The sequence below is a fragment of the Pseudomonas sp. JAI111 genome (assembly GCF_024809425.1).
GTDB lineage: Bacteria > Pseudomonadota > Gammaproteobacteria > Pseudomonadales > Pseudomonadaceae > Aquipseudomonas.
In genome coordinates this window covers 184,071-208,606 of record NZ_JANUCB010000005.1, presented here as the reverse complement: position 1 = coordinate 208,606, position 24,536 = coordinate 184,071, and the positions used below count along the sequence as shown (strand labels likewise).

Genomic DNA, 24,536 nt, shown 5'->3' with positions numbered 1-24,536 from the left:
TCATTGCTCCTCGTACAAGGCAGCAGTGAACTGACGGATGTAGTCCGGATCATTGATAGGCGCAGTGATGAGTTCCGGCGGCGGCTGCAGCAAGGCGCCCAGCAGAGAAATCCAGCCTTCAGTGGCGTGTTCGTTCAATTCGGTGTGGTTTACGCTCACGCCGCCTTCACTCAGGAACACGCCGAACACGTTGATGACGTCATGCAGCAGCTCCGGTGAAATCACGTGTGTGCGCTGCACTTCGCTGATGATCAAGTCGAGCGCCCGGGCATGGGCCAACGCCAGCGCCTGGGCATGGGAGACGTCAGCGGGGCTGTTGCAGCGCTCGACAATGGTCTTTTCAACCCGCTGAGCAACGTTGTAGGTGGGCTCAGAGGCAAACCGCGGACGGCTCACCGCATCCCTGGCCACTTGGTAGGCCATGACGCTGTTGTCGCCGGCAAACGTGATGCTGATCTCACAATCCATGCACAACGTGACGATCTGGTTGTGATGGTGAAAACCCTGGGAACCACACAACTCGCGGCACTTGCGCATCACGTCCAGCCCGACCCAGGTGCCGACGCTCTTGGCGATGGCGGCGAGAATGTGCAGCTCCTTGCGTTTGTCGGGCTGATCCCACATGGCCTCGAAGCGCGACAGCACTGCCTGTTCCAGAAGTTTCAGGGCGAGGGCCTTCAGCTGCTCGACGTACAACCGCTGCCGAATGAGCGGTTTGGCCAATAGCGGCTCGCGTCCATCAGCGCTTTTCACCTGTCGATGGCCGACAAACCGATACGCCAGATGAGTGCAAAGACCCGCTGCACCACGGGCCGCTGCCAGCAGTAACACGCGCTCCTGAATGAACGTTTCCATGGCGCAGGTCACACGCTTGTCTTTGGGCACGTCGCTGATAAATCGACCTTCATCGCTGAACCGTGCATGGCGCTGCATCATCGCGTCCAGCGGCAACTGCATGTCGCAAAAGCGCAGGCCGGCCACTTGATTGGCATGGATTCCGCCTTTCGGGTCACAGGCAATGACCTTGACCCCGGCTAACAGCGGACCGTTTTCCTGCTCGCGGATTTGCACCCGGAACCAGTGCAGGTTTTCGTCCTTGCCATCGACGATCAAGCGCGCCAGCACCATGACCACTTGCGCCGCGTACAGCGCGTTGCCGATCCAGAATTTGCAGGCGTCCGGCGCGGGCGTGTGCAAGATCAGGCAGGTATTGAGGCGATCGTAGGTGACGGTGGTTTGCAGGTGGGCAACGTCGGAGCCGCTGTGGATTTCCGTGCAGCCAAAGGCATAGACCTGACTCATCTCGATCACTTCCTGACGGCAGCGCGCGACTTGCAGAGCGTCGCCTTGGGCGAACAACGCGTTGCCGGCAATCATGTGGTCGACGGTCGAGGACATCAGCGCGTAGTCGTACGCGCCCAGGATTGCGATGTGATTGCACATCTGGCGCATATCGGACTGACGCGGCTGGCCCAACCACATGTCATTGGTGATCAGCCCGGGCTGCACGATCTGGCGCATGCGGCTGATGGTCAGCTCCATGTAGTCGAGCAAGGTCAGGCTGTGGCGGGCTCGTGCGTCGAACGCGGGAGTTCGCAGCAGGTTCAGCAGTGGATTGCTCATGGAAGATCCCTCTCTTGGATTTCGAAAAAATGGTTTCGAAACCACCAGAGCCAGAGGGCCGGCGCGGCAGACAACAGCACAATCGACTCGCCATGACCCACGCGTTTGCCAATGGCTGCGGTCACGACGGATTGCGTAGTGTTTTCCTGGGGAGGTGCGGTTCTGTCAAAGCGCGAAGGCAGCGTCGCCACTCAACAACCGTGAGTGTTTCTCCATAGCCAGACTTCTGTGTCATCGCTACTGGACGTTACGGCGAGCCAGACTTCGTAGTGAAAGGCAGACAACTCTATGCGGTACGTTTTTGACTGTAGCAACAGAACGGTGACTGGCAAGGCGATGCCTTGACCATTGGTCGCTCCCTCCGCGCTACACGCGGCGCGACAACACTTCACCAATGCTGCGACGTTTGGCGTGCAACTCACTGATATGGATCAGTTGTTCAAGGTCTTCGGGGGTGACGTCGAAGAACGCTTCCATGTCCGCCAGCGCGAGTTTCAGGTCCTGGGCGGTGATCGCCTGGCTGTCGGTCGGGGGATGATCGGCAGGTACCATCGCCACCGGTTCGCTGGCACGTTTGGGGTAGCGAATGCGCGTCAGGTTGTTGTAGGCCAAGGCGCTTGCCAGCATGGTCATTGCGCTGAGCATGACCGGGCCGAGGGCTTTCCAGTCCATCGCAATGGTCGCCGGGTCTGCCAGCACCAACAGCAACGCCAGCGCCCCGGCGGGCGGGTGCAGGCAACGTAGCCAGCACATCAGAATCAGCGCCATGCCGGCCGCCAGACACGCGCTGCCCAGGGTTCGCCCGAGGACGTGAGCGACCAGCAGCGCCACGACGCCGGCGCTCAAGTAACCGCCAACAATCGACCACGGCTGCGCAAGGGCGCCGGAGGACACCGCGAACAGCAACACTGCCGAGGCGCCCAGCGGCCCGATTAAATGCTGTGCCACTTCCATGCCGAACACCTGGCTGCAAAGCCAGACGCTGAACAGCGTGCCCAGGGACATGCCGATGGCGGCACGGCTCCATTCGGAAGGGCGGGTGTTGACGGCGGCGGGTAACCAGCGAGCGAGCATGGGGCTAACGATCCAATGAAAATCTCAGGAAAAAAAAAGGCTTAGCTGGGATATCCAGAAAGCCCTTGAAGGTGTTCCAACTATTGGGGGAGGAACGGGGCACAGTGTGCCGATGATCGCCGATGCTGACAAATTCATATTAATGCAGCTTCAGTGCATTATTTTTGCTGCATCGCGACGCGACGTCCGCTCATGAAACACAGGAATCCGCCCATCGCGGTCAGTGCGCTCAGGGCATAGAACATGGTGGGCGCTGGCGTGTGCATCAGCAGGAAACCGCAGATCACCGGGCTCAAGGCGCCGCCCAGTGCGGCCAGGTTCTGCGCGCCGTAATAACTGCCGCGCAGCTCTTCGGGGGCCAGGGTGTCGACGAAGAGGAATTCGGCGGGGTAAATGATCATTTCGCCGAGGGTGAAGATGAACATGGCAATGCACCACGACACCAGGCTGTCGGCGAGGCTGAAACCGATCAGGCCGACGATGAACAGGCTGGTGCCGCCGGCGATCCAGTAGCGCAGTTGCTCGCGCTTTAGAAAACGGCCGATCTGGTATTGCAGCAGAATCACGCTGATGGCATTGCAGGCGAGCAGGGCGGCCATGGTTTGCAGGGCTCGCTTGGAATCGTGGGTCACCAGCAGGTATTGCGACAGGTACAGGGTGAAACGCCCGTGCACCACGGTGCTGAGCAGGCAACCGCAGGTGAACATGATGAGCGTGCGGTCGTTCTTCAGGGTGACCAGGGTTTTCAGAAAACTTTGCGGTTGGCCGATTGCGGGTGTCGGGGCGGCGTCCTTGGGAATCCCGATCATCAGGAAGATGCTGAAAAACGCGATGCCGCCGGCGATCAGGAACGGCGCAATCGGGTACACACCGGCAATCACTACGCCGAGCATCGGGCCGGTGGCGTAGCCGATGTTGGTCAGGGTGTAGCGCAGCGAAAAGGCCTTGGCGCGTTGGCCCATGGGCAGGTTTTCGCTGAGGATCGCCTTGGAGCCGATGAGGAACAGCGCCGAGGCGGTTTCGGTGATGACCAGCGTGGCCGTGGTCAGGTAGAGGTTTTCGGCGAAGGTCAGCAGGACAAAACCGATGGCGCTGGAGAGCATCGCAAGAATCAGCAGCCGACGCTTTTCGAGCCGGTCGATGATGTAGCCGCCGTAGAGCGCGAGCAGCGTGGCGATGAACACCGCGATGCCCAGCAGCAAACCGACGTCCTGTTGGTTGAGGCCCAGTTTGTTGCTCAGGAACAACGTTAGCAGCGGGCTGGTGATGGCGCGGCTGACGACGATGGTCAGCGACACGATCATCAGGCGGCGGATTACAAGCGAGTAAGTGACCACGGTGGGGCAAATGTCCTTATTCAGATTTGATGATCGTGCTGATCGTTCCCACGCTCTGCGTGGGAATGCAGCCCGGGACGCTCCGCGTCCCAGAAGCGGACGCAGAGCGTCCGGTGAGGCATTCCCACGCAGAGCGTGGGAACGATCGACACGTCGATAGATTCCAACTCATCCAGTCGCCACAACTGCTCAAGCAGTTCCTCAACCCGCTCCCGCGGCATGACCCGCCCGGCGAGGCTGAAAAACTTTTCTTCCAGTGCTGCATCACTCAACGGATTCCCCGGCGCGCCCAATGGCGGGTCGACACACAGGCTAGCCTGCCGACCGTCCACGGTCCGCAGGCTGACAACAGGCTCGCCATCCTCTGACAGTTGCGGGTCCACTTCAAGGTGAATGCGCGACATCCAGTGAGCGATGCGCGGATCGCCACGTTGCGGGTCGTCATAGGCTTGCAGCCGGCAATGGCCATGAACCAGCCGGGCGGCGAGGGCATAGGGCAGGCTCATCTGCGCCGCCGCCAGGGTGCTGACATTCTGGCCGCCACACATGTCCTGGAGAAACCCGCACAGCGACACCTGCACGTCTTCGACCTGGCTGGCATCCACCTGCAATTGATCCAGCAACAGGCCCAAGGCGTCGATCGCCGAGTGCGTCCCGCGACACGCGGCATAAGGCTTGATCGAGCAGCGGGCGAGTTTCCATACCACGCCGAGGTCGGCGTCCAGCGCTTCGGGCACGGCGGCGTCACCGGCCAGGGTCTTGAGAAAACCGCCCCAGACATCATCGAACAACTTTGACGGCCCGGTGATGCCTTGGCGGGCAAAACGCGCCGCCAGCAATCCGCCTTCCGCGGCACGACCCGTGTGCAGTTTCTTGCTCTGCGAACCGTCATGAATGAAGGCCCACAGACCGCCGCTGAAGCTGCCGGCAATACCCAGCGCCGATAAGGTTTGCGCGGCATCCAGGCCTAGAATCCGCGCACACGCGGCGGCGGCGCCGAACACGCCACACGTGGCGGTCGAATGCCAGCCGGCGCCGTTGTGGGCCGAATAGCTGCCGCACGCTTCGAGCACACGACGGCCGATGTCGTAGCCGATGACAACCGCCGTGATCAGCTCGCGGCCACTGACCGGCCGCTCAGACATCGACACGGCGGCCATGACCGCCGGCAGCACCACCGCGCCGGAATGGTCGCAGCCACCGGTATCGTCCAGTTCCAGCGCATGGGCAGCGACGCCGTTAAGTATCGCCGCCTGGGCGGCACCCATTCTCAGGTCCGTGCCCCAGACCAGGGTGTTACCGGTTTCACCGGCAAATACCTGGCGGGCTTGCAACGCCACCGCGCTCTCCGCCCCGGCCAAGGTCGCGCCGAAGGTGTCGAGGATGTGCCGTTTGGCTTGCGCCACCAGCGCCGCAGGCAAGTCTTCGAACTGCGTATCGACGCAGAACCGCGCCAGTCGCAGCATGCGTTCGGTCATAGCAGGTAGTCCCGATAATGGCGCTCATACACGGATGCCGGGTGATCCTCGGCGACGGGCACCGCCGAATCCGCCCACCATTGCGCGACCTCGCCAGCCGTGGCGATCCAGACGTCATCGTGTTGCTGGATGCCTTGCAGCAACTCGCGCAACACGCCAATCCGCCCTGGCGTGGCAATGATTTCCGGGTGCAGGCGCAGCACGTAGCACAGGCCGAACCGGTGAAACCCGGCGAAGTCCATTTGCAGGTTGCCCAGGGTGTGGCTGTAAGAGGCGATTCGCGATTGCGCCGGCGGCACGGCCGGGCTGAGGTTGAAGGCGAAATAGGGTTCGTCTTCCAGTTCATAGTGCAGCGGCAACTCGATCACTTCGGGGGCCGTTGGATGCGCGAAGGGCAAATCATCGCCACGCCACGACGACGACCAGCGAATGCCTTGATCCCTCAGGGTCTCGATGAAACCCGGTGCGCCGTTGCCGGCCGGGATGCGAAACCCGGTAGGACGCACGCCGGTCAGCGCTTGCAAGGCGTCGCAGCCTTTGGCGATCTCGGCGCTTTGCTCGGCGAGACTGAGTGTGTCGTAGTTTTGGTGGCGATAGCCTGCGCAGGCGATCTCATGTCCGCCGGCTTGAATGGACTGAAGGTGCTGTGGATTTTCCTCGGCGACGATGCCGGGAATGCACCAGCTGCTGCGCACCCCAAGTTCTGCAAACAGATCGAGCAAACGCTCGACCCCGCGTTGGGTGCCGTAACGCCAGACCGACAGCGTCTTGTCGCGCCCGGCGACTTCCGGCGCCTGGGTCAGAATGCCGTGGATGTCGTTGTAATCGACGGTCAGGACCACGGCGCAGCGGTAGCCTTTGGGCCAGACAGCGGAATCAGTCATGGTGATGCTCCTTCAGCCACCATTGGGCGACATCGCGGCAGGTGGCGAACCACACGTCGTCGCGTTGGCGCATGTGTTCGAAGAGTTTTTCCAGCAGCAGGATGCGCCCCGGTTTGCCGGTGATCTTGGGGTGGAACAGGGTGGTCAGGCACAGCCCTTCGTTCATCGCGCCGTCGTACTCACGGCACCAGTTGTCCAGGGTCAGCGCGTAGCTGGCGGTGCGGTCCAGGCCCGAAGGGAAGTCCGGTGCGCGGGTGTAGGCGAGGGAGGCGTAGTCGTCCATTTCCCAGCGGCCGGGGATTTCCACCAGCGGTGTGTCGAAGCCCGGGACGTTGACCAGATAAGGGCGGTCGTCGCCGCGCATGCTGCTTGAATAGGTCACGCCGGCTTCCACCAGCATCGCCGGGGTTTCTGCCCGCCAATCGCCGGATGGCGTGCGAAAGCCTTCGGCGCGGATGTTCAGGTGCTTCCAGAACACGTCGCGGGACAGTTTCATCACGTCCTTTTGCTGTTCCAGCGTCAGGGCGTAAAAGGATTCGTGTTTGTAGCCGTGGTACGCCACTTCATGACCGCGCTCGACTATCGCCTGGCATTGTTTCGGCCAGTTCTCCACGACCCAGGCCGGGACGAAAAACGTCGTCGGAATGCGGAACTCGTCGAGCAGATCAAGCAGGCGCGGCAACGCCCGATAGGGGCCGTAACCGCCGAAGCCGAAGTACTCGGGCTTGCGCCAGATCGAGCCATTGAGCATGGCATCGCCGGTGGGGCCGTCGAGGTCGAAGGCCAGGGCGAGACAGGCTTTGTGCTGGTCGGGCCAGGTGGGTTGTGGCGAGGAGGACATCAGTGGTGCTCCATTCATTCGTCGGTAGAACGCAACCCTGTGGGAGCGGGCTTGCTCGCGAAAGCGCAGTGTCATTCACATCAGTGCTGACTGACACGGCCCCTTCGCGAGCAAGCCCGCTCCCACATTTGGTCCAGGTTGCCTGCTAACTTATTTGCCGGCGTTAACGGTCACGGTTTTGATCGCGCCCAGTTCCAGGTCCCATTTCTTCAGGATGGTCTGGTACGTACCGTCGTCGATCATGCTTTGCAGCGCGACCTTCACGGCTTCGCTCAACTCAGGCTTTTTCTTGCTCACGCCAAGGCCGGAGAACTGCTGCGAGATCGGCAGGCCAACGGTTTTGTACATGTCCTTTTCCTGGGTCTTGAGGTACGGCAGGGTTTCGCTGCCCTGCATCGCGGCATCGATACGGCTCTGACGCAGTTGCGCGCGGGCATCGGCCGAACCTTCGGTGCCGATCACATTGATCGCAGGCTTGCCGGCGGCTTCGCAGTTGGCCTTGCTCCACTCGGCGATTTCCGCCGGGAAGGTGGTGCGGCGGCTGGTGCCGACTTTCTTGCCGCACAGGTCAGTGATCTCGTTGAAGTCCTTGTTCTTTTGCAGGGTGTAGAACTGCGGACCGCTGGTGAAGTAGTCGACGAAGGTCACACTGGCCTGACGCTCGGCGGTGTCGGTCATGCCCGACAGGACCATGTCCACGCGGTCGGTGGTCAGCGCATTGATCATTTGCTCGAAGCCGGTTTCCTGCCATTTGATCTTCACGCCCAGACGCTCGGCCAGGGCATTGCCCAGGTCATAGTCGAGGCCGGTGAGGGTGTTGGTGGCCGGGTCCTTGAAGTCCATCGGCGGGTAGTTCGGCATGATCGCGACGACGATCTCGCCCTTGGCCTTGATGCTGGCTGGCAATTCGGCGGCAAAGGTGAAGCTGGAAGCCATCAGGCCTGCGAGTACTGCGGGGATAACGAAGTTCTTCATGGTCGTTCTCTTATGAGTGTTGTTACGCCAACCGGCGCTTAGGTTCGAACGGCAGAAATGAAGCTTTGGGTGCGTGGGTTTTGCGGACTTATTAGTATTTCTTCGGGGCTTCCAGCCTCCACGATCTGCCCGCCGTCCATGAACACCATGCGGTTGGAAACCTCACGGGCGAAGCCCAGTTCATGGGTGACGACGATCATGGTCATGCCGGTTTGCGCCAGATCGCGCATCACCGACAGCACCTCACCGACCAGTTCCGGGTCGAGTGCCGAAGTGGGTTCATCGAACAGCATCAGCTTGGGTCGCATGGCCAATGCGCGAGCAATGGCGACACGTTGTTGCTGACCACCCGAGAGTTCGATCGGGTAGCTGTTGCGCTTGTCGGCCAGGCCGACGCGAGCGAGCAGTTCCACGGCTTCTTCGGTCGCCTCTTTGGGCGAACGCTTGAGCACCTGGCACGGCCCTTCGATGATGTTTTGCAGCACCGTCATGTGCGGGAACAGGTTGAAACGCTGGAACACCATGCCGGTGGCCAGGCGCTGACGGGCAATTTGCGATTCATTGAGTTCATGCAGTTTGTTGCCGGCAATGCGGTAACCGACCAGTTCGCCGTCGACCCAAAGGCCGCCCTTGTCGATCTTTTCCAGCTGGTTGACGCAACGCAGCAAGGTGCTTTTGCCGGAACCGGACGGGCCGATGATGCACAGCACTTCGCCTTGCTCGACTTCGATGTTGATGTCCTTGAGCGCGTGGAACTGGTCGTAATATTTGTTCAGGCTCACGGCCTTGACGATGCTTCTCATGTTGGGCTCCTCAAGAACGCTTGCCGGCGCCGCGAGCGAAACGACGCTCCAGACGACTTTGACCAAAGGACAGCACGGTGACGGTGGCCAGGTACCAGATACCGGCGACGATCAGCAACTCCATGACCCGGGCGTTGGCGTAGTAGATGTTTTGCGCGTTGTAGAGCAGTTCCGAGTACTGGATGACGCTCGCCAGGGAGGTCATTTTCACCATGCCGATGAACTCGTTACCGACCGGCGGAATGATGATCCGCATGGCTTGCGGCAGGATGATCCGGCGCAGCGCTTGCAAGCGCGGCATGCCGATCGACTTGGCCGCTTCGTACTGACCGGTGTCGACCGAGAGCAGGCCGGCGCGCACCACTTCGGCGGTGTAGGCGCCCTGGTTGATGCTCAGGCCGAGGAGGGCGGCCACGAATGGCGTCATCAGGGTCACGGTGTCCATTTCGAACAGACCGGGGATGCCGATGGTGGGAAAGATCAGCGCCAGGTTGAACCACAACAGCAGTTGCAGGATCAGCGGCGTACCGCGGAACAACCAGGTGTAGGTCACGGCCACATAGCGCAGGATCGGGTTGGCCGACATGCGCATGATCGCGGTGATGACCCCGAAGACAATGCCCAGCGCCATCGCCAGCACCGCCATGACGATGGTGTTGAGCAAGCCCCACATGATGGCCTGGGAGGTGAGGAACTGGCCGATGTACGACCATTCGATCTTGCCTTCGGCGAAGGCCCGCACCAGGCCGATGATCGCGATGACGATCAACGTGGCGAAGAAAATCCGCCCGTAGTAACGCCGTGGCACGTGATCGTACTGGGTGATATCGAACTGGTTTTCCGCCAGTTTGCGCTCCGACTGGAGTCGTTCTGCCTGAGTCTGGCTCATGTTGTTTCTCCGTACACTGGTATTTCAGGTCAAGCACATTCCCTTGTGGGAGTGAGCCTGCTCGCGATGGCGGCGTGTCAGTCGCCATTCATGTTGAATGACATACCGTATTCGCGAGCAAGCCCGCTCCCACAGGTTTTGCGTACTGCTTTAGAGGCGGAAGCCCTGATAGTTTTCGGTCCACGCTTGCTGGGCGGCGAGCGCGGTTTTCAAGCGGCCGATCTGCTCGCGAACCTGTTGCGGCGCCGTGCCGCCCCAACCACTGCGAGCGGCAATGGCGGCTTCCAGGGTCAGGCTGTCGCGCACCTCGGCGGTCAGGCGCGGATCGATCTCGGCCAGCAGCGCCGGGGACGCTTCCCACAATTCGAGGTCGTGTTTCTCGCAGGCCTGGACCAGCGCCCCGGTGATTTCGTGAGCTTCCTTGAACGGCACGCCGCGCATGGCCAGCCAGTCGGCGACTTCGGTGGCGAGGGTGAAGCCCAATGGCGCCTGGCGCCGCAGTTCTTCGACATTGACCTTCATGGTCGCGACCATCCCGGCCATCGCTGGTAGCACCAGCAGCAGGGTATCGACGCTGTCGAGCACGCCGTTCTTGTCTTCGCTCAGGTCGCGGTTGTACGACAGCGGCAGGGATTTGAGGGTCGACAGCAAACCGGTCAGGTTGCCAATCAGGCGACCGGCCTTGCCCCGGGCCAGTTCGGCGATGTCCGGGTTTTTCTTCTGCGGCATGATCGAACTGCCCGTGGCATAGGCATCGTCCAGCGCGACCCAGCGGAACTGGCGCGACGACCACAGGCAAAACTCTTCGGCAAGGCGGGAAATGTTGATCCCCAGCATGCTGGCGATAAACAGGAACTCGGCGACGTGATCGCGGCTGGCCACGGCGTCGATGGAGTTTTCGCAGACGCCGCTGTAACCCATTTCCTTGGCCGACTGCTGCGGCAAGCGCGCGATGGCGGAGCCGGCCATCGCTGCGGCACCCAATGGCGACAAGGAAGTGCGCACGTCCCAGTCGACCAGGCGTTGCACGTCACGCAGCATCGATTGGGCGTGAGCCAGCAAGTGGTGAGCGAAGACGATCGGCTGCGCTTGCTGCAGGTGAGTGAAGCCGGGGCAGATGCTTTCGATGTGTTGCTCGGCCTGCTCCACCAGGGCTTGCTGCAAGGCCAGCACTTCAACGGCCAGGGTGCGTACGTGATCGCGCAGGAACAGGCGCAGGTCGTTGGCGGTCTGATCGTTGCGCGAGCGGCCGGCGCGCAGCTTGCCGCCCAGTGGGCCGAGGCGTTCAGTCAGCAGGCGTTCGATAAACGTGTGGACGTCTTCGTCGTCCAGGGTCGGCGCGATGCTGCCGGCGCGGAAGTCATCGCCGATGCGTTGCAGGGCCTCGAGCATGGTCAGGGTTTCCTGTTCGCTCAACAGCCCGGCGCGTTGCAGTTCACGGGCATGCGCCTTGGAACCGGCGAGGTCGTAAGGGGTGAGGCGAAAGTAGCGCTCGGGGCAACGGGACAGGGCCGCCAGGGCTTCGGACGGGCCGCTTTTGAAGCGAGCACCCCAGAGACGGTCGGTGGTTTGAGACATTGTTGTTTTCCTCGTCGGTAAGCGAACTGAAATCGGTGTGCCAGGCCTCAAATCGCGCCACGAATCAATCGGGCGTGATGGGGCCAAAGCAGGTTTCAAAAGGGGCAGTTGCGAAAGGGCGAGAGCTGATCGAAGTGTCAGCTTTTAATGGTTCGAAATCAGTGAGTTGGCACTGAAGTTCGGAAATTATTAGCGGTTGCCAAGCCTGGTTTTCTGTGTTCATTATTATTGGCCAGCTATGTTTTTGTTGTTGGACACAGGTTGTTGAATAGCGCGCCAGAGGTAAATAAGCATTATGGAAACCCCACTTTCCAATTCCGGAAACCCGCCACCGAAAACGGTACATCGGGCGCCGTTGGCCCTCAGCGGGCTGGATTTCAAATTGCTCAAAGTATTCAAGGCCGTGGTCGAAGCCGGGGGCTTTAGTGCGGCTCAGAACGAGCTGAATGTGGGGCTGGCAGCCATCAGCAAACAGATCTCCGACCTTGAAATTCGCATTGGCATGCGCTTGTGCACCCGAGGGCGGGAAGGCTTTCACCTGACCGAAGAAGGGCGCCTTGTGTACCAGGCGTCCATCGATTTATTTGCCTCGGTCGACAACTTTCGTGATCGGCTTAGTTCAGCTCAGAATGAACTTATTGGTGACTTGGGTGTGGGGGTTATCGACAATACTATTTCCGACCCTAATTCACCCTTAGTTGCAGCGCTTAGGCACATTAATGAAACGTCGCCGAAAGTAAGGTTTCAACTTCAGGCCTCTCAACTGGATGAAGTGGAGCGAGGCGTTGTAGAAGGTCGGTTAGTGGCCGGTATTGTGCCGGTTTATCAGAAACGCGAAGAGTTTGATTACTACGCGCTGTATGAAGAACGTTCGGAAGTTTACTGCGCAATCGGTCACCCGTTGTTTTCGGTGCCGGACGCAGAAATCGGCAGCCAGGTGCTCAAGGATCACGAGTGTGTGAACCACCGCTACGCGATTCATCGCGACAAGCTGAATTTTGCTCACTACGACAGTTTTTCGGCGTCAGCCACTCAGGTGGAAGCCGTTGCGCTGTTGATCAAGACCGGGCGATTCGTTGGTTTTCTGCCGCAGCATTACGCCGCCTCAATGGTGGCTCAAGGGCAGCTTCGGGCGGTGCGTCCGGACTTGATAAGCCTCGTCACGCCGTTCAATCTGATCCTGCGCCACAACACCGTGCGCAGTCCGCTGGTTAAAGCGTTTGCGCAGGCGTTGGGGGTTGATTTGAAGGCGCCGGTTTGATGATAAGCACTGATGAGCAGACAACGACTACCAGTGCTTATGCTGACGGGGTTATGGTTTGAGCAAGTGCAGCAATACGAAGTCGTTTTTATCGAAACGCCCACTTAATGCCGGTTCCAAGTTGCCCAACGGAGTGCCTTTCAAGGCCTTGTAATAGTGGCTGTCCATCATTAGCCACGCGGGTCCCTGAATACTCTCCAGTTCCTGTGCCGACTCGGTAAACACCGGTTGCAGGTCCTGGTCGATATTGACCATGAACTTGATCGCTTTCGCATCCTTGCCCATGCCGTGCATCACCAGTGGCGCTGGATCTTTCTGTACGAGCGCGAAGGTGGCAAGGCTAAAGGATTGGGTGTCATAAAGCCTGCGTTCGACCGGTTCGAAAACCACAATGTAAACCGTCCACAACGCCAGCACCGCACACAACGCCAACACCTGTGCCCGCCACCGGGGCCTGAAAAATGCCGCCACGGCAATCGCTTGCAGCGCAGCGAGAAAGATCAATATGCCGGTAACCGAAGGCAGTTCCTCGGGGAAGCGTCGATGGGCGACCAGCATCAGAACGCCCAACAGCACCGGCATCAGCAACCACACGGCTTGCATCAACCCGCGCAACCACGCAAACATCCGACCCTGTGCCACCTGGAAGGGATACGCCGCAATGATCGCCGCCATAGGCACCATCGGCAGCAGGTAGCGGGCTTTCTTCGCCTGGGGGATCGACAGCCCGACCATTACGATCAACGCCGCTGCCGTGCAGTATTGCAACAAACGCAGCTCGGGGCCCGCCTGACGTGGATTCGTCAGACAGACCGCAGCCAATGCCAGCAGCGCCAGCGGATAGGCGAGCGCGTAGTTGCCGAGCGAACTGGTGAAGTAATACAGCGAACCACTGACGCCTTCGCTACCGTCCATGCGCCCCATGAACTGCATGCGCACCACGTCATGCATGAAGTCCGGGCCGCCGATGGCTTCCGCCAGCCACAACACCGCACCGACGCACACCGTCAGCAGAAGCGCCGCTAACAGGCCGAATCCGAACAGGCGTTGCCATTGCCGATTGAGCAGGAAATAGCTGCACAACATGCCGGTTGGCACCACCAGGCCGATCGGTCCGCGAACGCCGAAGCCCAGGAGCAACAGGACAAAGATCAGCAGCCAGCGACGTCGCGCGCCGAAGTGATCGGCGGCGTAACCCAGGTAAAACACGGCAAAAGCCACGGCGGCGAGAATCAGATCCTGAGACACCGCACGGGTTTCGGTGATGAAGGTACTCGTCAACAGCAGCATTGCGATGCTTAGCAGCGCCCAACGAGGGGAGTAGGGCGCCAGCAAGCGGTACATCAGCGCGACGATCACCGCCGCCGACAACGCGCTCGGCAACCAGGCTGTCAGGCTGTTGATCTGCCCGAAGGGCAACGACAGCAGCCAGATGAAGAGCGTTGAGACCGCCGAATAGTCAGCGTAGGGCTGGCCATAGGAAGTCGGAAAAACCGTTGGCCCATGACGCAGCATCTCTTTGGCAAACAAGACGAACCGCGAATCGAAGCCGATCACTGTCTGCTGATACACCCCTGCAATGAACAACAGCAGCGCCAGCAGCCCTAGAACCAGCGACTGCCGACGAACAGGAGGCGATAGGGCGATCAAGCGACGCCTTGGTTGGTGGGCCACTGCTGCAGAGGAATCGGCAGTTTGCGCGACTCGCCACGGCCCATCGGGAAGTACAGGAAGCCACTGCGTGCCAGGCGTTCGGCATCATAGAGGTTGCGCCCGTCAAAGATTACCGGTGCATTCAGCCGCTCCTGAATCAGATCGAAATCCGGAGCCTTGAACTGTTGCCACTCGGTACAGATGACCAGCGCGTCAGCACCGGACAGCACCGATTCCGGAGTGCCCATCAGCATCAGCTTCGACTCGTTCGGGTACAGATGCTGGGTCTCCTGCATGGCTTCCGGGTCGAATGCCCGTACGCTGGCGCCAGCAGCCCACAGCGATTCCAGAAGAACCCGGCTCGGCGCATCACGCATGTCGTCGGTGTTCGGTTTGAACGCCAGGCCCCACACGGCGAAGGTCTTGCCGGCCAGGTCGCCTTTGTAAAAAGCGTTGATGCGATCGAACAGCTTGTTCTTTTGCCGTTGGTTGATGGCCTCCACCGCTTGCAGCAGGTCGCTGGAGCAATGCGCCTCTTTGGCGCTATGGATCAACGCGCGCATGTCTTTGGGGAAACACGAGCCGCCATAACCGCAGCCGGGGTAGATGAAGTGGTAACCGATGCGCGAGTCGGCGCCGATGCCCAGGCGCACCGATTCGATGTCGGCACCGAGGTGCTCGGCCAGTTCGGCGATCTGGTTGATGAAGCTGATCTTGGTCGCCAGCATGCAGTTCGCGGCGTACTTGGTCAGCTCGGCGCTGCGCAGGTCCATGAACATGATGCGGTCGTGGTTGCGGTTGAACGGCGAGTAGAGGTCGCGCATCACGTCGCGCACTTCGTCACGCTCACAGCCAACGATGATCCGGTCTGGCCGGCGGCAATCGGCGACTGCCGAGCCTTCTTTCAGAAACTCGGGGTTGGAGACGATATCGAACTGCAGCTTGCGGTCGATTTTGACCAGGCACTTGTCGATGTGTGCCCGCAAGGCGTCGCCAGTACCCACTGGCACGGTGGATTTTTCCACCAGAATCACCGGTTGCTCACGATGGCGCGCTACCGCTTCGCCTACCGAGAACACGTAGCTCAAGTCCGCCGACCCGTCCTCTTGGGACGGCGTGCCGACCGCGATAAACAATACCTGACCATGCTGCACCGCGAGTTTTTCGTCGGTGGTGAAATGCAAGCGTTTGGCTTCCAGGCTTTCGCGCACGAGGGCAGCAAGCCCTGGTTCGAAAATGCTCACATGGCCTTGTTTCAGCAGTTCGACTTTCTTCGCGTCGATGTCCATGCAGACCACGTCGTGGCCAACCTCAGCCAGAACGGCTGCCTGCACCAGACCCACATAACCGCTTCCAAATACACTGATTTTCATGATGCACTCCTGAGTTCGGGCGCGCTAACTGGACGTGTGTTGATGGTGATGACCCCGAGCATGACCAAGGCCACCCCGAGTGTCTTGGAAAGACTGAATGTTTCGTTGAAAAACGGCAGGCTGGCGGCCAGCAGGTACACCAGCGCATAGCTGATGCTCAGCAGCGAATAGGCCCGGCCCAGCGGCAGATCACGCAGGGCGGCGAGCCAGCAGAGCATCGACATCGCGTAGGCCAGAATCGCGGTAAACACCACGGCGATGGCCAGCTTATCAAGGGGGGCGCTGAGCCAGGCATCGGGTGACGGCAGGTGCGTCATGCTCCAGCGCATGCCCAGCTGGGCCGCGCTCACGAGCAGCACACTGCCCATGGCGAAGGTAATTCCACGGCGCCGGCTCATGCGTGTTGCCCCAGCAGAACGACACCACCGATCACCAGGGCTACACCCAGCCAGTGGCGACGGTCGATGGTTTCGTGAAAGAAAAAACGTGCAACCAGGGTGATCAGCACGAAATTGATACTCAGCATTGGATAGGCAATGCCGACTTCAAGGTGCTGCAGCACCAGCAACCAGACGAGCAGGCCCGATCCCAACGAGGCGAGTGCCAGCCAAAGCCAGGGCGAACACAATTTCTCGCCCCAGCCTGATGGCTTGTCGCGCCAACTCTCGACGGCGTACTTCTGGGCGATCTGGCCCAGGCAGGTCAGCAGGCACGCGACCAGGAGCAGTAGCAGGCTCATGACGCACCTTGAGGGAAGATCAGAATGACCAGGTTGCCTTGTTCGTAACGTTTGCCGTCTTTGGGCAAGAGCTCGATTTCTTGCAATTCATCGTCACCCTTGACCCGCATCACCACGCCGACAGAACCGTTGCGACGGGCTTCGCGCATCCATTCTTGTACGCTGTCGGTGTCCACCCGCTGCTTCGAGCTATCAGGATAGGCAAGTCCGTATTTGAGTTCGCCAACCGTGTTGTACAACGCAACATCGGGGCGTTTCAGGCGCCAGGCCAGGGCCGAAGCAGCACCCAGGTCATTGCTCAACAATTTACCGGTCTGCGCCAGTTCGTCGACGTGATGCAGGATGAACTGGTCAGGCGTCTTGTTCGACACCACCGAATTGGGTAGCCCGGCGGGCAACAGTCCTATCAGCAGCAGGCTGCCGAATGCCGGCGCAGCCCAGCATTGCAGGGGGCGGAAGGCTTGCAGCAGGTTCGCCATGATCCAGCCGATCAGGCCGATGAACACCAATACCAGATTGTGCAGTTCATGGTCGTACAGCGGCTTTTTCAGTTGCAGGTAGACCAACGCGAGCAGGAGGGTCACGCCCAGGATCAGGTTGAGCAGACCGTTGAGCCCAATCACCCGACCCTGTTCCAGCTTGAGCCGGTCAGCCAGCGCATTACCCAGCAGCAACGCCAATGGCAGCAGGCACGGCAGGATATAACTCGGCAATTTGCCTTTGCTCAGGCTGAAAAACAGCAGCGGCATCAGCAACCACAGCAACAGGAAGCCGATGTGAGCCTGCTTGCGGCTTTGCCACGCCTGCTTCAGTGCGGGAGGCAGTAACGCCACCCATGGCAAACTGAAGCCGACCAGCAACGGCAGATAAAACCACCACGGCGCGTCATGCTGGGCATCGTCTCCGGCAAAGCGGCGAATGTGTTCATGCCAGAAGAAGAAGCGCCAGTAATCGGGTTCTTGCGCGTGCACCGCCAGGACCCACGGCAAGCTGACCGCAATGGCCACGACAATCCCCAACGGACCGTAGACCAGCAGTTCACGCCAACGTTTTTGCCAGATCATCCAGGGCAGGGCGACGAGCACCGGCAGCAACCAGGCGAGAAACCCCTTGGTCATGAAACCCATGCCGCAGGCGAGCCCCAACACCGCCCAGCCGATCAGGCGCCGGGTGCGGTCAGTGCTGTCCAGCGCAAACCACAACGCGACCAGACTCAGGTTGACCCAAAAGGTGAATTGAGGATCGAGATTGGCGTAGCCGGCTTGAGCGGCGATCACCGTCAGACTCATGTACAGCAGCGCACAGGCAAAGCTCTTGCGCGGATCGTTCCACAGGCGACGGGCGACCAGGAAGCACAGCAATACGCTAAGACCCATGCTCAGTGCCGAGGCGAAGCGCACGCCGAACAGGTTCTGACCAAACAGCGCCTGGCTGGCGGCAATCATCCAGTAACCCGCTACCGGTTTTTCGAAATAGCGCAGGCTCATGAAATGCGGCGACACCCAGTTGCCACTCAGGAGCATGTCCTGGCTGATCTGGGCGTAGCGGGTTTCATCGGGAATCCATAAACCGTGGCTGCCCAATGGCAACAAGTAGGCCAGCAGGAAAATCACCAGCAACAGCGGTAATGCCAAGCGGTTACTCATGCGTGTTGCACTCCGAGCCAGCCTTCTCGGCCGTCAAGGTTGCCGCGCACGACACGTCCCGTTGGCAAGGTGGCAAGGTTCTCGGGCAAAAGATCGCCCAAGGGAGTAAAACGAATGTCACGCTGGCGTGCATCGGCCAGCAATTGACGGAAATCGTTAGCCATCAGAATCCCTTCTACTTCGGCGTGAATAGTGTAGACGTTGAGGTTCTCTGGTTTGAATCGATCGAGAATGAACCCGTTGAAATCCTTGGCGGCCACCATTGGGCCCACCACTTCATCGAAAGTCGGCAGGTCGACCGGGATTTGCGGGGCAGCCAAACCACCCTTGGCCAGGATCGGCCGAAACAGGCTCTGGCCACGACAGTCGCTGTTATAGCGAAAGCCGAACGCCTCTTTGGCCTCGATCACCCGTTCATCCGCACGCCAACCGGCAGACGCCGAACACTCGACTTTTTTCCCGAGGATATCGCTGAGGGTATCCACGCCCAGGCGGATCTGTTCGATCAGCTGCGCGTCGCTCCAGCGTCCGGCATTGGCCTGCCAGCCATGGTGATCCCAGGCGTGCAGGCCAACTTCATGCCCGGCTGCCTGGGCCTGGCGCATCAAGTGGCCGAGATCACGGCCAATCGGTTTGCCAGGCCAGGCCGTACCGGCCAGCAAGATGTCCCAGCCATACAGGCCCGCGGCGTTGGAGCGCAACATTTTCCAGAGGAATTGCGGGCGGATGAGGCGCCATAAATGGCGCCCCATGTTGTCCGGTCCGACACTGAAGAAAAACGTTGCCTTGACCTGCGCTTCATCGAGGATTTCAAGCAGACGAGGCACCCCCTCACGGGTGCCTCGGTAAGTGTCGACATCGATTCGAAGGCCAGCCTGCATCAGCGTGATTCTTCTTTGGAGGACTCCGAGATTTCAAGCATGGCCTCACGCAGGAAGAAGTCCAGTGTATTGCCGATGGTTTCGCTCATCTCTACGGTCGGCGTCCAGCCCAGCAGGCGCTTGGCGTTGGCGACGCTCGGTTTGCGGTGGGACACGTCCTGATAGCCGGTGCCGTAGAACGCTTTGCTTTCTACATCGCGGAAGCCGGCGAACGGAGGGAAGTTGTCGCGCAACGGGTGAGCTTCGAACTGACGCAGAAGCTCTTCGCCCAACTGACGAATGCTGGCTTCGTTGTCCGGGTTACCGATGTTGATGATCTGGCCGTTGCAGGCATCGTTATCGTTGTCGATGATCCGCGCCAGTGCTTCAACGCCGTCGGCGATGTCAGTAAAGCAGCGTTTTTGTTCACCACCGTCGAACAAGCGGATCGGCGTGCCTTCCACCAGGTTCAGGATCAATTGAGTGATCGCACGCGAGCTGCCGATACGTGCCGAGTCCAGACGGTCCAGGCGTGGCCCCATCCAGTTGAACGGACGGAACAGGGTGAAGTTCAGGCCTTTCTGGCCATAGGCCCAGATGACCCGGTCCAGCAGTTGCTTGGAGACCGAGTAGATCCAGCGCTGCTTGTTGATCGGACCAACGATGAGGTTGGAAGTGTCTTCGTCGAAGTTCTGATCCTGGCACATGCCATAGACTTCGGAAGTCGACGGGAAGATCACGCGCTTGTTGTACTTGACGCAGTAACGAACCAGCTTCAGGTTCTCTTCGAAGTCGAGCTCGAACACGCGCAACGGGTTACGGGTGTATTCGATCGGGGTGGCAATGGCCACCAGCGGCAGAACCACGTCGCACTTCTTGATGTGGTATTCGATCCACTCGGAGTGAATGCTGATGTCGCCTTCGACGAAGTGGAAGCGCGGGTGTTTACGCAGACGCTCGATGGCGTCCGAACCGATGTCCAGACCGTACACTTCGTAGCGGTCGTCACGCAGCAGGCGCTCGGACAAGTGATTGCCGATGAAGCCGTTCACACCGAGGATCAGCACTCGGGTGCGACGCGGGCCACGGCCGGACTCGGCGCCGCGCAGCATGGAGCCGTCGACCAGACCCAGCTCGTTGGCCAGTTGCGGGCCGCTCAGGTACAAGCCGGTTTCGTTGCGCTGGCCGGAGGTGATGACCAGCGAGTCTTCGCCACACGCGATGCGCAGTGGATCGACGCTGATGACTCGACCAGGTTTCTGACCTTCATTGCCCTTGGCGACTTCTGCGCTCCAGACGATCAGTTTGTGTTCGCCCACGTCGCAGAACGCGCCCGGGTAAGGCTGGGTGACAGCGCGGACCAGGTTGAACAGTTCTTCAGCCGGGCGCTTCCACTCGATCTTGCCGTCGGCAGCGGTGCGGCGACCGAATACGGTGGCTTTGGATTCGTCCTGCGGCGTTTCGACAGCTTTGCCGGCAAGCAGCTGAGGCAGGGTGTCGTGCAGAAGGTCGGAGGCGGCCTGGCGCAATTTGCCGTGCAGGGTCAGTGCGGTGTCGCTGCGCTCGATCGCAACTTTTTTCTGGGCCAGGATTGCGCCAGCGTCGGCGCGCTTGACCATGCGGTGCAGGGTCACACCGGTTTCGGTTTCACCATTGACCAGCACCCAGTTGGCCGGTGCGCGACCGCGATAGCGCGGCAGCAACGAACCGTGCAGGTTGAATGCGCCTTTGCTGGCCGTGGCCAACAGCGGTTCGCTCAACAGGTTGCGGTAGTAGAAGGAAAACAGGTACTCAGGATTGAGTTTGCTGATGCGCTCGATCCACAGTGGATGGTTGGCGTCTTCCGGAGCATGCACCGGGATGCCTTTGCGCGCGCACAGTTGCGCTACAGAGCCGTAAAAGGCGTTTTCCTTCGGATCATCGGCATGGGTAAACACCGCGGCGATGTCGAAACCCGAGTCGAGCAAGGATTCGATGCCGGCACAGCCAATATCGTGATAGGCGAAGACAACAGCTTTTGCGCTCATGAGAGAACCTGATCTGAAGAAGTGGAAGTGAGGCCGTCAACAGTGACAACGGAAACTGGCGTGGCGGGTTGGCTACGCAGAACTTTTTCGATGAAGAAACGTGGGCGCGCGCGGACATCGCTGTACATGCGGCCCAGGTATTCACCCAACAGCCCCATGCCGATAAATTGCCCGCCGGTGAATACGAACAACACGGCGAACAGCACGAACGTGCCGTGGCCGGCCCAGCTGGCGCCGAACGCCAGGCGCAGGACTATCAGCGCGGTGGCAAACAGCACGCCGAGTGCCGCCATGGCGAAGCCGACAATGCTCAGCAGCCGCAACGGCGTGGTGGTCATGCACGTGATCAGGTCAAACATCAGGTTGATCAGACGCATCGGGCTGTACTTGGACTCGCCGTGCTCGCGCTCGGCGTGCATCACCAGGATTTCCGTGGTGTGCCGGGCGAAACTGTTGGCCAGAATCGGGATGAACGTGCTGCGCTCACGGCAGGCGAGCATGGCGTCGACGATGGTCCGTCGATAGGCCCGCAGCATGCAGCCGTAGTCGCTCATGGCAACGCCGGTGGAGCGCTGCACCGCGAGGTTGATCAGCTTCGAAGGCCAGCGGCGCAGGGCCGAGTCCTGGCGATTGCTGCGGACCGTGGCGACGACGTCGTAACCGAGTTCGGCCTGGGCGACCAGGCGCGGAATTTCTTCCGGAGGATTCTGCAGGTCGGCGTCGAGCGTGATGATCACGTCGCCTTTGCACTGTTCGAAACCGGCCATGATTGCGGCGTGCTGGCCGTAGTTGCGGTTGAGAATGACCGCGACCACCTTGCTGGACTCACGCTGGGCAGCTTCTTCAAGGATTTGCGCGGAGTCGTCGCGGCTGCCGTCATCGACCAGGACGATTTCATAGTCATGGCTCAGTTGCTCGCATGCCGCTTCGGTGCGTCGGAGCAACTCGGGCAGGCTGTCTTGCTCGTTGTAGACCGGGATGACGATCGACACGCAATGGATCGGATACGGTTTCACAGGCGTGTGTCCAGTGTGTTTTCAATGGCATCGACGACACGATTGACATCGTCGGTGGTCATGTCGGGGAATAACGGAATCGAGCACAGGCGTGCAGAGTTCCATTCGGTGTTGGGGAGATAGATGTCAGGAAAGCGCTGACGGTAGTAGGTATGCAAGTGCGTTGCGATGAAATGAATACCGGTGCCGATGTTCTGCTCCTGCAAGGCCTTCATGAAGGCTTCGCGATCCAGACCGCAGCGCTCGGCGTCAATGCGCAGGATGAACAGGTGCCAGGCATGTTGCTGCGGGTACGTCGGCATGACCAACGGTAGTGCCTTCGAGCCTTCCAGACGCTTCAGGTAGGTCTGGGCCAGTTCGGTACGCTTGGCATTGATCTCGTCAAGGCGCTTGAGTTGCACCAGGGCAATGGCAGCGTTGATATCGGCCAGGTTGTATTTGAAACCCGGCTCAATCACTTGGGCTTGAGGTTTTCTGCCATGGGTCAGGCGGTCGTAGGCATCAACGCCGAGGCCGTGAAACTTGAGCATGCGCACTCGATTGGCGAGGGCTTCGTCGTCACTGACGAACATCGCGCCTTCGGCGCAGGTCATGTTCTTGATCGCGTGGAACGAGAAGATTGCCGTGCCTTGGGCGCCGACGTGGCGGCCTTTATACAAGGTGCCAGCGGCATGGGCGGCGTCTTCGATAACCGGAATGCCGTGTTTGTCGGCCAGCGCGTAAAGCGGGTCCAGATCAAATGCGGCGCCGGCGTAGTGCACCGGAATGATTGCCTTGGTGCGCGGGGTGATGGCCGCTTCGATGCTGGACACGTCGCTCATCAGCGTGTCACGGTCAACGTCGACGAATACGGGTGTGGCACCCAGCAGGCAAATCATGTTGGCGGTGGACACCCAAGTCTGGGAGGGTGTGATCACTTCATCCCCTGGACCGATTCCCAGCGCCAGCAACGTGATATGCATTGCGCCAGTGGCCGAGGAAAGTGCCACGGCATGACGGCAGCCCACGTAATGGGCAAATTGCTCTTCCAGTTCCTGGTTTTTCGGCCCGGTGGTGATCCAGCCAGAGCGCAATACTTGCTCTACGGCGGCAATTTCTTCATCGCCGATACTCGGGCGGGAGAAGGGGAGAAAAGCCTGACTCATTGGCACCTCGGGGTTGAAAAAATTACGGACGTTCAGCGCTGATTCGTCGGATCCAACGAAAGCTTAGACTAAAAATCAGCGCTGCATCAATTACTTGACTCAGCATCGCGATGCGCGACCTCAATTGACTTTTGTCGTTTGTGTCGGCAGTTTGGGCGAGGAGCAGACTTTTTTCAGATCAACCAAGGTTATGCCAGATTTTGTGAAAGGAACATGAAAAGCCAGTCGAGTAATCGTTTATCTGGAAGTCATACAGGCACTGTTCAGGCTTGCACCGCTCACCCTGCTTTTTCGAAGTCCATTCCTGCGCAAGTGTCTCGCGTTACATAAATATTGTTGCAACTCTTAGTTGTTTTATTCAAGTGTTTCCAATCAAGGCCGTTACGTTTGACTGACTTACCTATTACCGATCCCGTCGCTTCAAAAACCAACCCGATGACCGTCTACCTGGCCCGACTGGCACCGTCCAGTCAGTTGACCATGCGCTATGTTTTGCAGGATGCAGCCGATCGTTTGGGGTTCGAGGACATGAATGTCGAGGAGATTCCCTGGCATCAGCTTCAACCTGACAATGTTATTGCATTGGTGGCGGCATTGCGCGCGGACGGTTACGCGCCGAACACTTCCTCGCTCTACGTCAACGCAGTGCGTGGGGTGATGAACGAAGCGTGGCGCATGAGCCTGATCAGCCAGGAACACTTGCTGAAAATGCGTTCGGTCAAGGGGATTGCCGGCACGCGGTTGTCCCAGGGCCGCAACTTGAGGCGCTCGCTGATTCAAGAGCTCATGGCGGTTTGCGCGGCGGATCCGCGTCCACAAGGGTTGAGAGACGCGGCGATAATCGGGATTTTGTATGGTTCGGGGATGCGCAAGTCCGAGTCGGTGGACCTCGACCTGTCACAGGTGGATTTCGCCGAACGCAGCTTGCGGGTCACGGCCAAGGGCAACAAGCAATTGATCAAATACGCACCGGCCTGGGCCTTTGCCAAGCTGCAGGACTGGCTGGAGCTGCGCCGTTCGCTGCTCAAGGAAGGTGAAGTGGACGATCCGTTCCTGTTCAACCGAATCCGCCGTGGCAGTCACATCACCCGCGAGCGCATCACCAAACATGCGATCTATTACATCGCCCGGCAACGCGGTGCGCAGGTCGGCGTGAAAATCATGCCGCATGATTTCCGGCGTTCGTTCATTACCCGGGTGATCGAGGAGTTCGACCTGTCGATCGCGCAGAAACTTGCGCACCACAGCAACATCCAGACCACCGCCAACTACGATGTGCGTGACGACAACGAGCGGCGGCGGGCGGTGGATCGGTTCGATCTTTGACGGGGTGA

21 protein-coding genes are annotated in these 24,536 nt (G+C 59.9%); 2 read left to right on the top strand and 19 right to left on the bottom strand.

Annotated elements, in window-relative coordinates; all coding sequences use genetic code 11:
* The 10 genes from HNR03_RS17675 to argH form a co-directional block, all read right to left on the bottom strand.
* Positions 1-1,623 (bottom strand): acyl-CoA dehydrogenase family protein, encoded by a 1,623-nt coding sequence (locus tag HNR03_RS17675; RefSeq protein WP_259154881.1) that lies wholly within the window; start codon positions 1,621-1,623, stop codon positions 1-3.
* A gap of 366 nt (positions 1,624-1,989) precedes the next feature.
* Complete coding sequence (locus HNR03_RS17670; protein WP_259154878.1) at positions 1,990-2,697, bottom strand: HPP family protein; 708 nt, start codon at positions 2,695-2,697, stop codon at positions 1,990-1,992.
* A gap of 158 nt (positions 2,698-2,855) precedes the next feature.
* Positions 2,856-4,034, bottom strand: coding sequence for an MFS transporter (locus HNR03_RS17665; RefSeq protein ID WP_259154876.1), 1,179 nt, complete (start codon positions 4,032-4,034; stop codon positions 2,856-2,858).
* Between the two features lie 20 nt (positions 4,035-4,054).
* Complete coding sequence (locus tag HNR03_RS17660) at positions 4,055-5,512, bottom strand: MmgE/PrpD family protein (RefSeq protein WP_259154874.1); 1,458 nt, start codon at positions 5,510-5,512, stop codon at positions 4,055-4,057.
* Positions 5,509-6,396, bottom strand: coding sequence for a polysaccharide deacetylase (locus HNR03_RS17655; protein ID WP_259154873.1), 888 nt, complete (start codon positions 6,394-6,396; stop codon positions 5,509-5,511). The genes HNR03_RS17660 and HNR03_RS17655 overlap by 4 nt, the downstream gene beginning before the upstream one ends.
* Positions 6,389-7,237 (bottom strand): polysaccharide deacetylase, encoded by an 849-nt coding sequence (locus HNR03_RS17650; RefSeq protein WP_259154870.1) that lies wholly within the window; start codon positions 7,235-7,237, stop codon positions 6,389-6,391. The genes HNR03_RS17655 and HNR03_RS17650 overlap by 8 nt, the downstream gene beginning before the upstream one ends.
* A gap of 150 nt (positions 7,238-7,387) precedes the next feature.
* Positions 7,388-8,212 carry an ABC transporter substrate-binding protein gene (locus HNR03_RS17645; protein WP_222586536.1) on the bottom strand — a complete coding sequence of 275 codons (825 nt, stop codon included), beginning with the start codon at positions 8,210-8,212 and terminating at the stop codon, positions 7,388-7,390.
* Positions 8,213-8,250: 38 nt separating this feature from the next.
* Positions 8,251-9,015, bottom strand: coding sequence for an amino acid ABC transporter ATP-binding protein (locus HNR03_RS17640; RefSeq protein ID WP_208668100.1), 765 nt, complete (start codon positions 9,013-9,015; stop codon positions 8,251-8,253).
* 10 nt (positions 9,016-9,025) lie between these two features.
* The gene (locus HNR03_RS17635) at positions 9,026-9,904 is read right to left on the bottom strand and encodes an amino acid ABC transporter permease (protein WP_259154869.1); all 879 of its coding nucleotides are present in this window, start codon (positions 9,902-9,904) and stop codon (positions 9,026-9,028) included.
* 150 nt (positions 9,905-10,054) lie between these two features.
* A complete protein-coding gene (gene argH / locus HNR03_RS17630; RefSeq protein ID WP_259154868.1) occupies positions 10,055-11,482 on the bottom strand; it encodes an argininosuccinate lyase in 1,428 nt (475 codons plus the stop codon).
* Positions 11,483-11,777: 295 nt separating this feature from the next.
* Between argH and HNR03_RS17625 the strand changes: the two genes are divergently transcribed.
* Complete coding sequence (locus HNR03_RS17625; RefSeq protein ID WP_259154867.1) at positions 11,778-12,743, top strand: LysR family transcriptional regulator; 966 nt, start codon at positions 11,778-11,780, stop codon at positions 12,741-12,743.
* 51 nt (positions 12,744-12,794) lie between these two features.
* Here the strand turns inward: HNR03_RS17625 and HNR03_RS17620 are convergent, their stop codons facing one another.
* Genes HNR03_RS17620 through arnB form a run of 9 tightly spaced genes read right to left on the bottom strand, consistent with a single transcriptional unit; the run spans position 12,795 to position 23,202 of the window.
* Positions 12,795-14,393, bottom strand: a complete 1,599-nt coding sequence (locus HNR03_RS17620) for a glycosyltransferase family 39 protein (RefSeq protein WP_259154866.1) — start codon at positions 14,391-14,393, stop codon at positions 12,795-12,797.
* Positions 14,390-15,769, bottom strand: coding sequence for a UDP-glucose/GDP-mannose dehydrogenase family protein (locus HNR03_RS17615; protein WP_259154865.1), 1,380 nt, complete (start codon positions 15,767-15,769; stop codon positions 14,390-14,392). The genes HNR03_RS17620 and HNR03_RS17615 overlap by 4 nt, the downstream gene beginning before the upstream one ends.
* The gene (gene arnF / locus HNR03_RS17610; RefSeq protein ID WP_222586542.1) at positions 15,766-16,167 is read right to left on the bottom strand and encodes a 4-amino-4-deoxy-L-arabinose-phosphoundecaprenol flippase subunit ArnF; all 402 of its coding nucleotides are present in this window, start codon (positions 16,165-16,167) and stop codon (positions 15,766-15,768) included. Before arnF ends, HNR03_RS17615 begins: the two co-directional genes overlap by 4 nt.
* Positions 16,164-16,508, bottom strand: coding sequence for a 4-amino-4-deoxy-L-arabinose-phosphoundecaprenol flippase subunit ArnE (gene arnE, locus HNR03_RS17605; RefSeq protein WP_259154864.1), 345 nt, complete (start codon positions 16,506-16,508; stop codon positions 16,164-16,166). Before arnE ends, arnF begins: the two co-directional genes overlap by 4 nt.
* Positions 16,505-18,154, bottom strand: a complete 1,650-nt coding sequence (arnT, locus tag HNR03_RS17600; RefSeq protein ID WP_259154863.1) for a lipid IV(A) 4-amino-4-deoxy-L-arabinosyltransferase — start codon at positions 18,152-18,154, stop codon at positions 16,505-16,507. Before arnT ends, arnE begins: the two co-directional genes overlap by 4 nt.
* Positions 18,151-19,035, bottom strand: coding sequence for a 4-deoxy-4-formamido-L-arabinose-phosphoundecaprenol deformylase (arnD, locus tag HNR03_RS17595; RefSeq protein ID WP_259154862.1), 885 nt, complete (start codon positions 19,033-19,035; stop codon positions 18,151-18,153). The genes arnT and arnD overlap by 4 nt, the downstream gene beginning before the upstream one ends.
* Positions 19,035-21,041 carry a bifunctional UDP-4-amino-4-deoxy-L-arabinose formyltransferase/UDP-glucuronic acid oxidase ArnA gene (gene arnA / locus HNR03_RS17590; RefSeq protein WP_259154860.1) on the bottom strand — a complete coding sequence of 669 codons (2,007 nt, stop codon included), beginning with the start codon at positions 21,039-21,041 and terminating at the stop codon, positions 19,035-19,037. Before arnA ends, arnD begins: the two co-directional genes overlap by 1 nt.
* The gene (gene arnC, locus HNR03_RS17585) at positions 21,038-22,057 is read right to left on the bottom strand and encodes an undecaprenyl-phosphate 4-deoxy-4-formamido-L-arabinose transferase (RefSeq protein ID WP_259154859.1); all 1,020 of its coding nucleotides are present in this window, start codon (positions 22,055-22,057) and stop codon (positions 21,038-21,040) included. Before arnC ends, arnA begins: the two co-directional genes overlap by 4 nt.
* Positions 22,054-23,202 carry a UDP-4-amino-4-deoxy-L-arabinose aminotransferase gene (arnB, locus tag HNR03_RS17580; protein ID WP_259154858.1) on the bottom strand — a complete coding sequence of 383 codons (1,149 nt, stop codon included), beginning with the start codon at positions 23,200-23,202 and terminating at the stop codon, positions 22,054-22,056. Before arnB ends, arnC begins: the two co-directional genes overlap by 4 nt.
* 435 nt (positions 23,203-23,637) lie before the next feature.
* Between arnB and xerC the strand changes: the two genes are divergently transcribed.
* Positions 23,638-24,528: a tyrosine recombinase XerC gene (gene xerC / locus HNR03_RS17575; RefSeq protein WP_222590415.1), complete on the top strand. Its 891-nt coding sequence runs from the start codon at positions 23,638-23,640 to the stop codon at positions 24,526-24,528.
* The last annotated feature ends 8 nt before the right edge of the window (positions 24,529-24,536 follow it).

Excerpts from the sequence above, each read along its gene's own strand:
- HNR03_RS17675 (WP_259154881.1), bottom strand. The coding sequence starts at position 1,623 with ATGAGCAATCCACTGCTGAACCTGCTGCGAACTCCCGCGTTCGACGCA.
- HNR03_RS17670 (WP_259154878.1), bottom strand. The coding sequence starts at position 2,697 with ATGCTCGCTCGCTGGTTACCCGCCGCCGTCAACACCCGCCCTTCCGAA.
- HNR03_RS17660 (WP_259154874.1), bottom strand. The coding sequence starts at position 5,512 with ATGACCGAACGCATGCTGCGACTGGCGCGGTTCTGCGTCGATACGCAG.
- HNR03_RS17655 (WP_259154873.1), bottom strand. The coding sequence starts at position 6,396 with ATGACTGATTCCGCTGTCTGGCCCAAAGGCTACCGCTGCGCCGTGGTC.
- HNR03_RS17650 (WP_259154870.1), bottom strand. The coding sequence starts at position 7,237 with ATGTCCTCCTCGCCACAACCCACCTGGCCCGACCAGCACAAAGCCTGT.
- HNR03_RS17645 (WP_222586536.1), bottom strand. The coding sequence starts at position 8,212 with ATGAAGAACTTCGTTATCCCCGCAGTACTCGCAGGCCTGATGGCTTCC.
- HNR03_RS17640 (WP_208668100.1), bottom strand. The coding sequence starts at position 9,015 with ATGAGAAGCATCGTCAAGGCCGTGAGCCTGAACAAATATTACGACCAG.
- HNR03_RS17635 (WP_259154869.1), bottom strand. The coding sequence starts at position 9,904 with ATGAGCCAGACTCAGGCAGAACGACTCCAGTCGGAGCGCAAACTGGCG.
- argH (WP_259154868.1), bottom strand. The coding sequence starts at position 11,482 with ATGTCTCAAACCACCGACCGTCTCTGGGGTGCTCGCTTCAAAAGCGGC.
- HNR03_RS17625 (WP_259154867.1), top strand. The coding sequence starts at position 11,778 with ATGGAAACCCCACTTTCCAATTCCGGAAACCCGCCACCGAAAACGGTA.
- HNR03_RS17615 (WP_259154865.1), bottom strand. The coding sequence starts at position 15,769 with ATGAAAATCAGTGTATTTGGAAGCGGTTATGTGGGTCTGGTGCAGGCA.
- arnF (WP_222586542.1), bottom strand. The coding sequence starts at position 16,167 with ATGAGCCGGCGCCGTGGAATTACCTTCGCCATGGGCAGTGTGCTGCTC.
- arnE (WP_259154864.1), bottom strand. The coding sequence starts at position 16,508 with ATGAGCCTGCTACTGCTCCTGGTCGCGTGCCTGCTGACCTGCCTGGGC.
- arnT (WP_259154863.1), bottom strand. The coding sequence starts at position 18,154 with ATGAGTAACCGCTTGGCATTACCGCTGTTGCTGGTGATTTTCCTGCTG.
- arnD (WP_259154862.1), bottom strand. The coding sequence starts at position 19,035 with ATGCAGGCTGGCCTTCGAATCGATGTCGACACTTACCGAGGCACCCGT.
- arnA (WP_259154860.1), bottom strand. The coding sequence starts at position 21,041 with ATGAGCGCAAAAGCTGTTGTCTTCGCCTATCACGATATTGGCTGTGCC.
- arnB (WP_259154858.1), bottom strand. The coding sequence starts at position 23,202 with ATGAGTCAGGCTTTTCTCCCCTTCTCCCGCCCGAGTATCGGCGATGAA.
- xerC (WP_222590415.1), top strand. The coding sequence starts at position 23,638 with ATGACCGTCTACCTGGCCCGACTGGCACCGTCCAGTCAGTTGACCATG.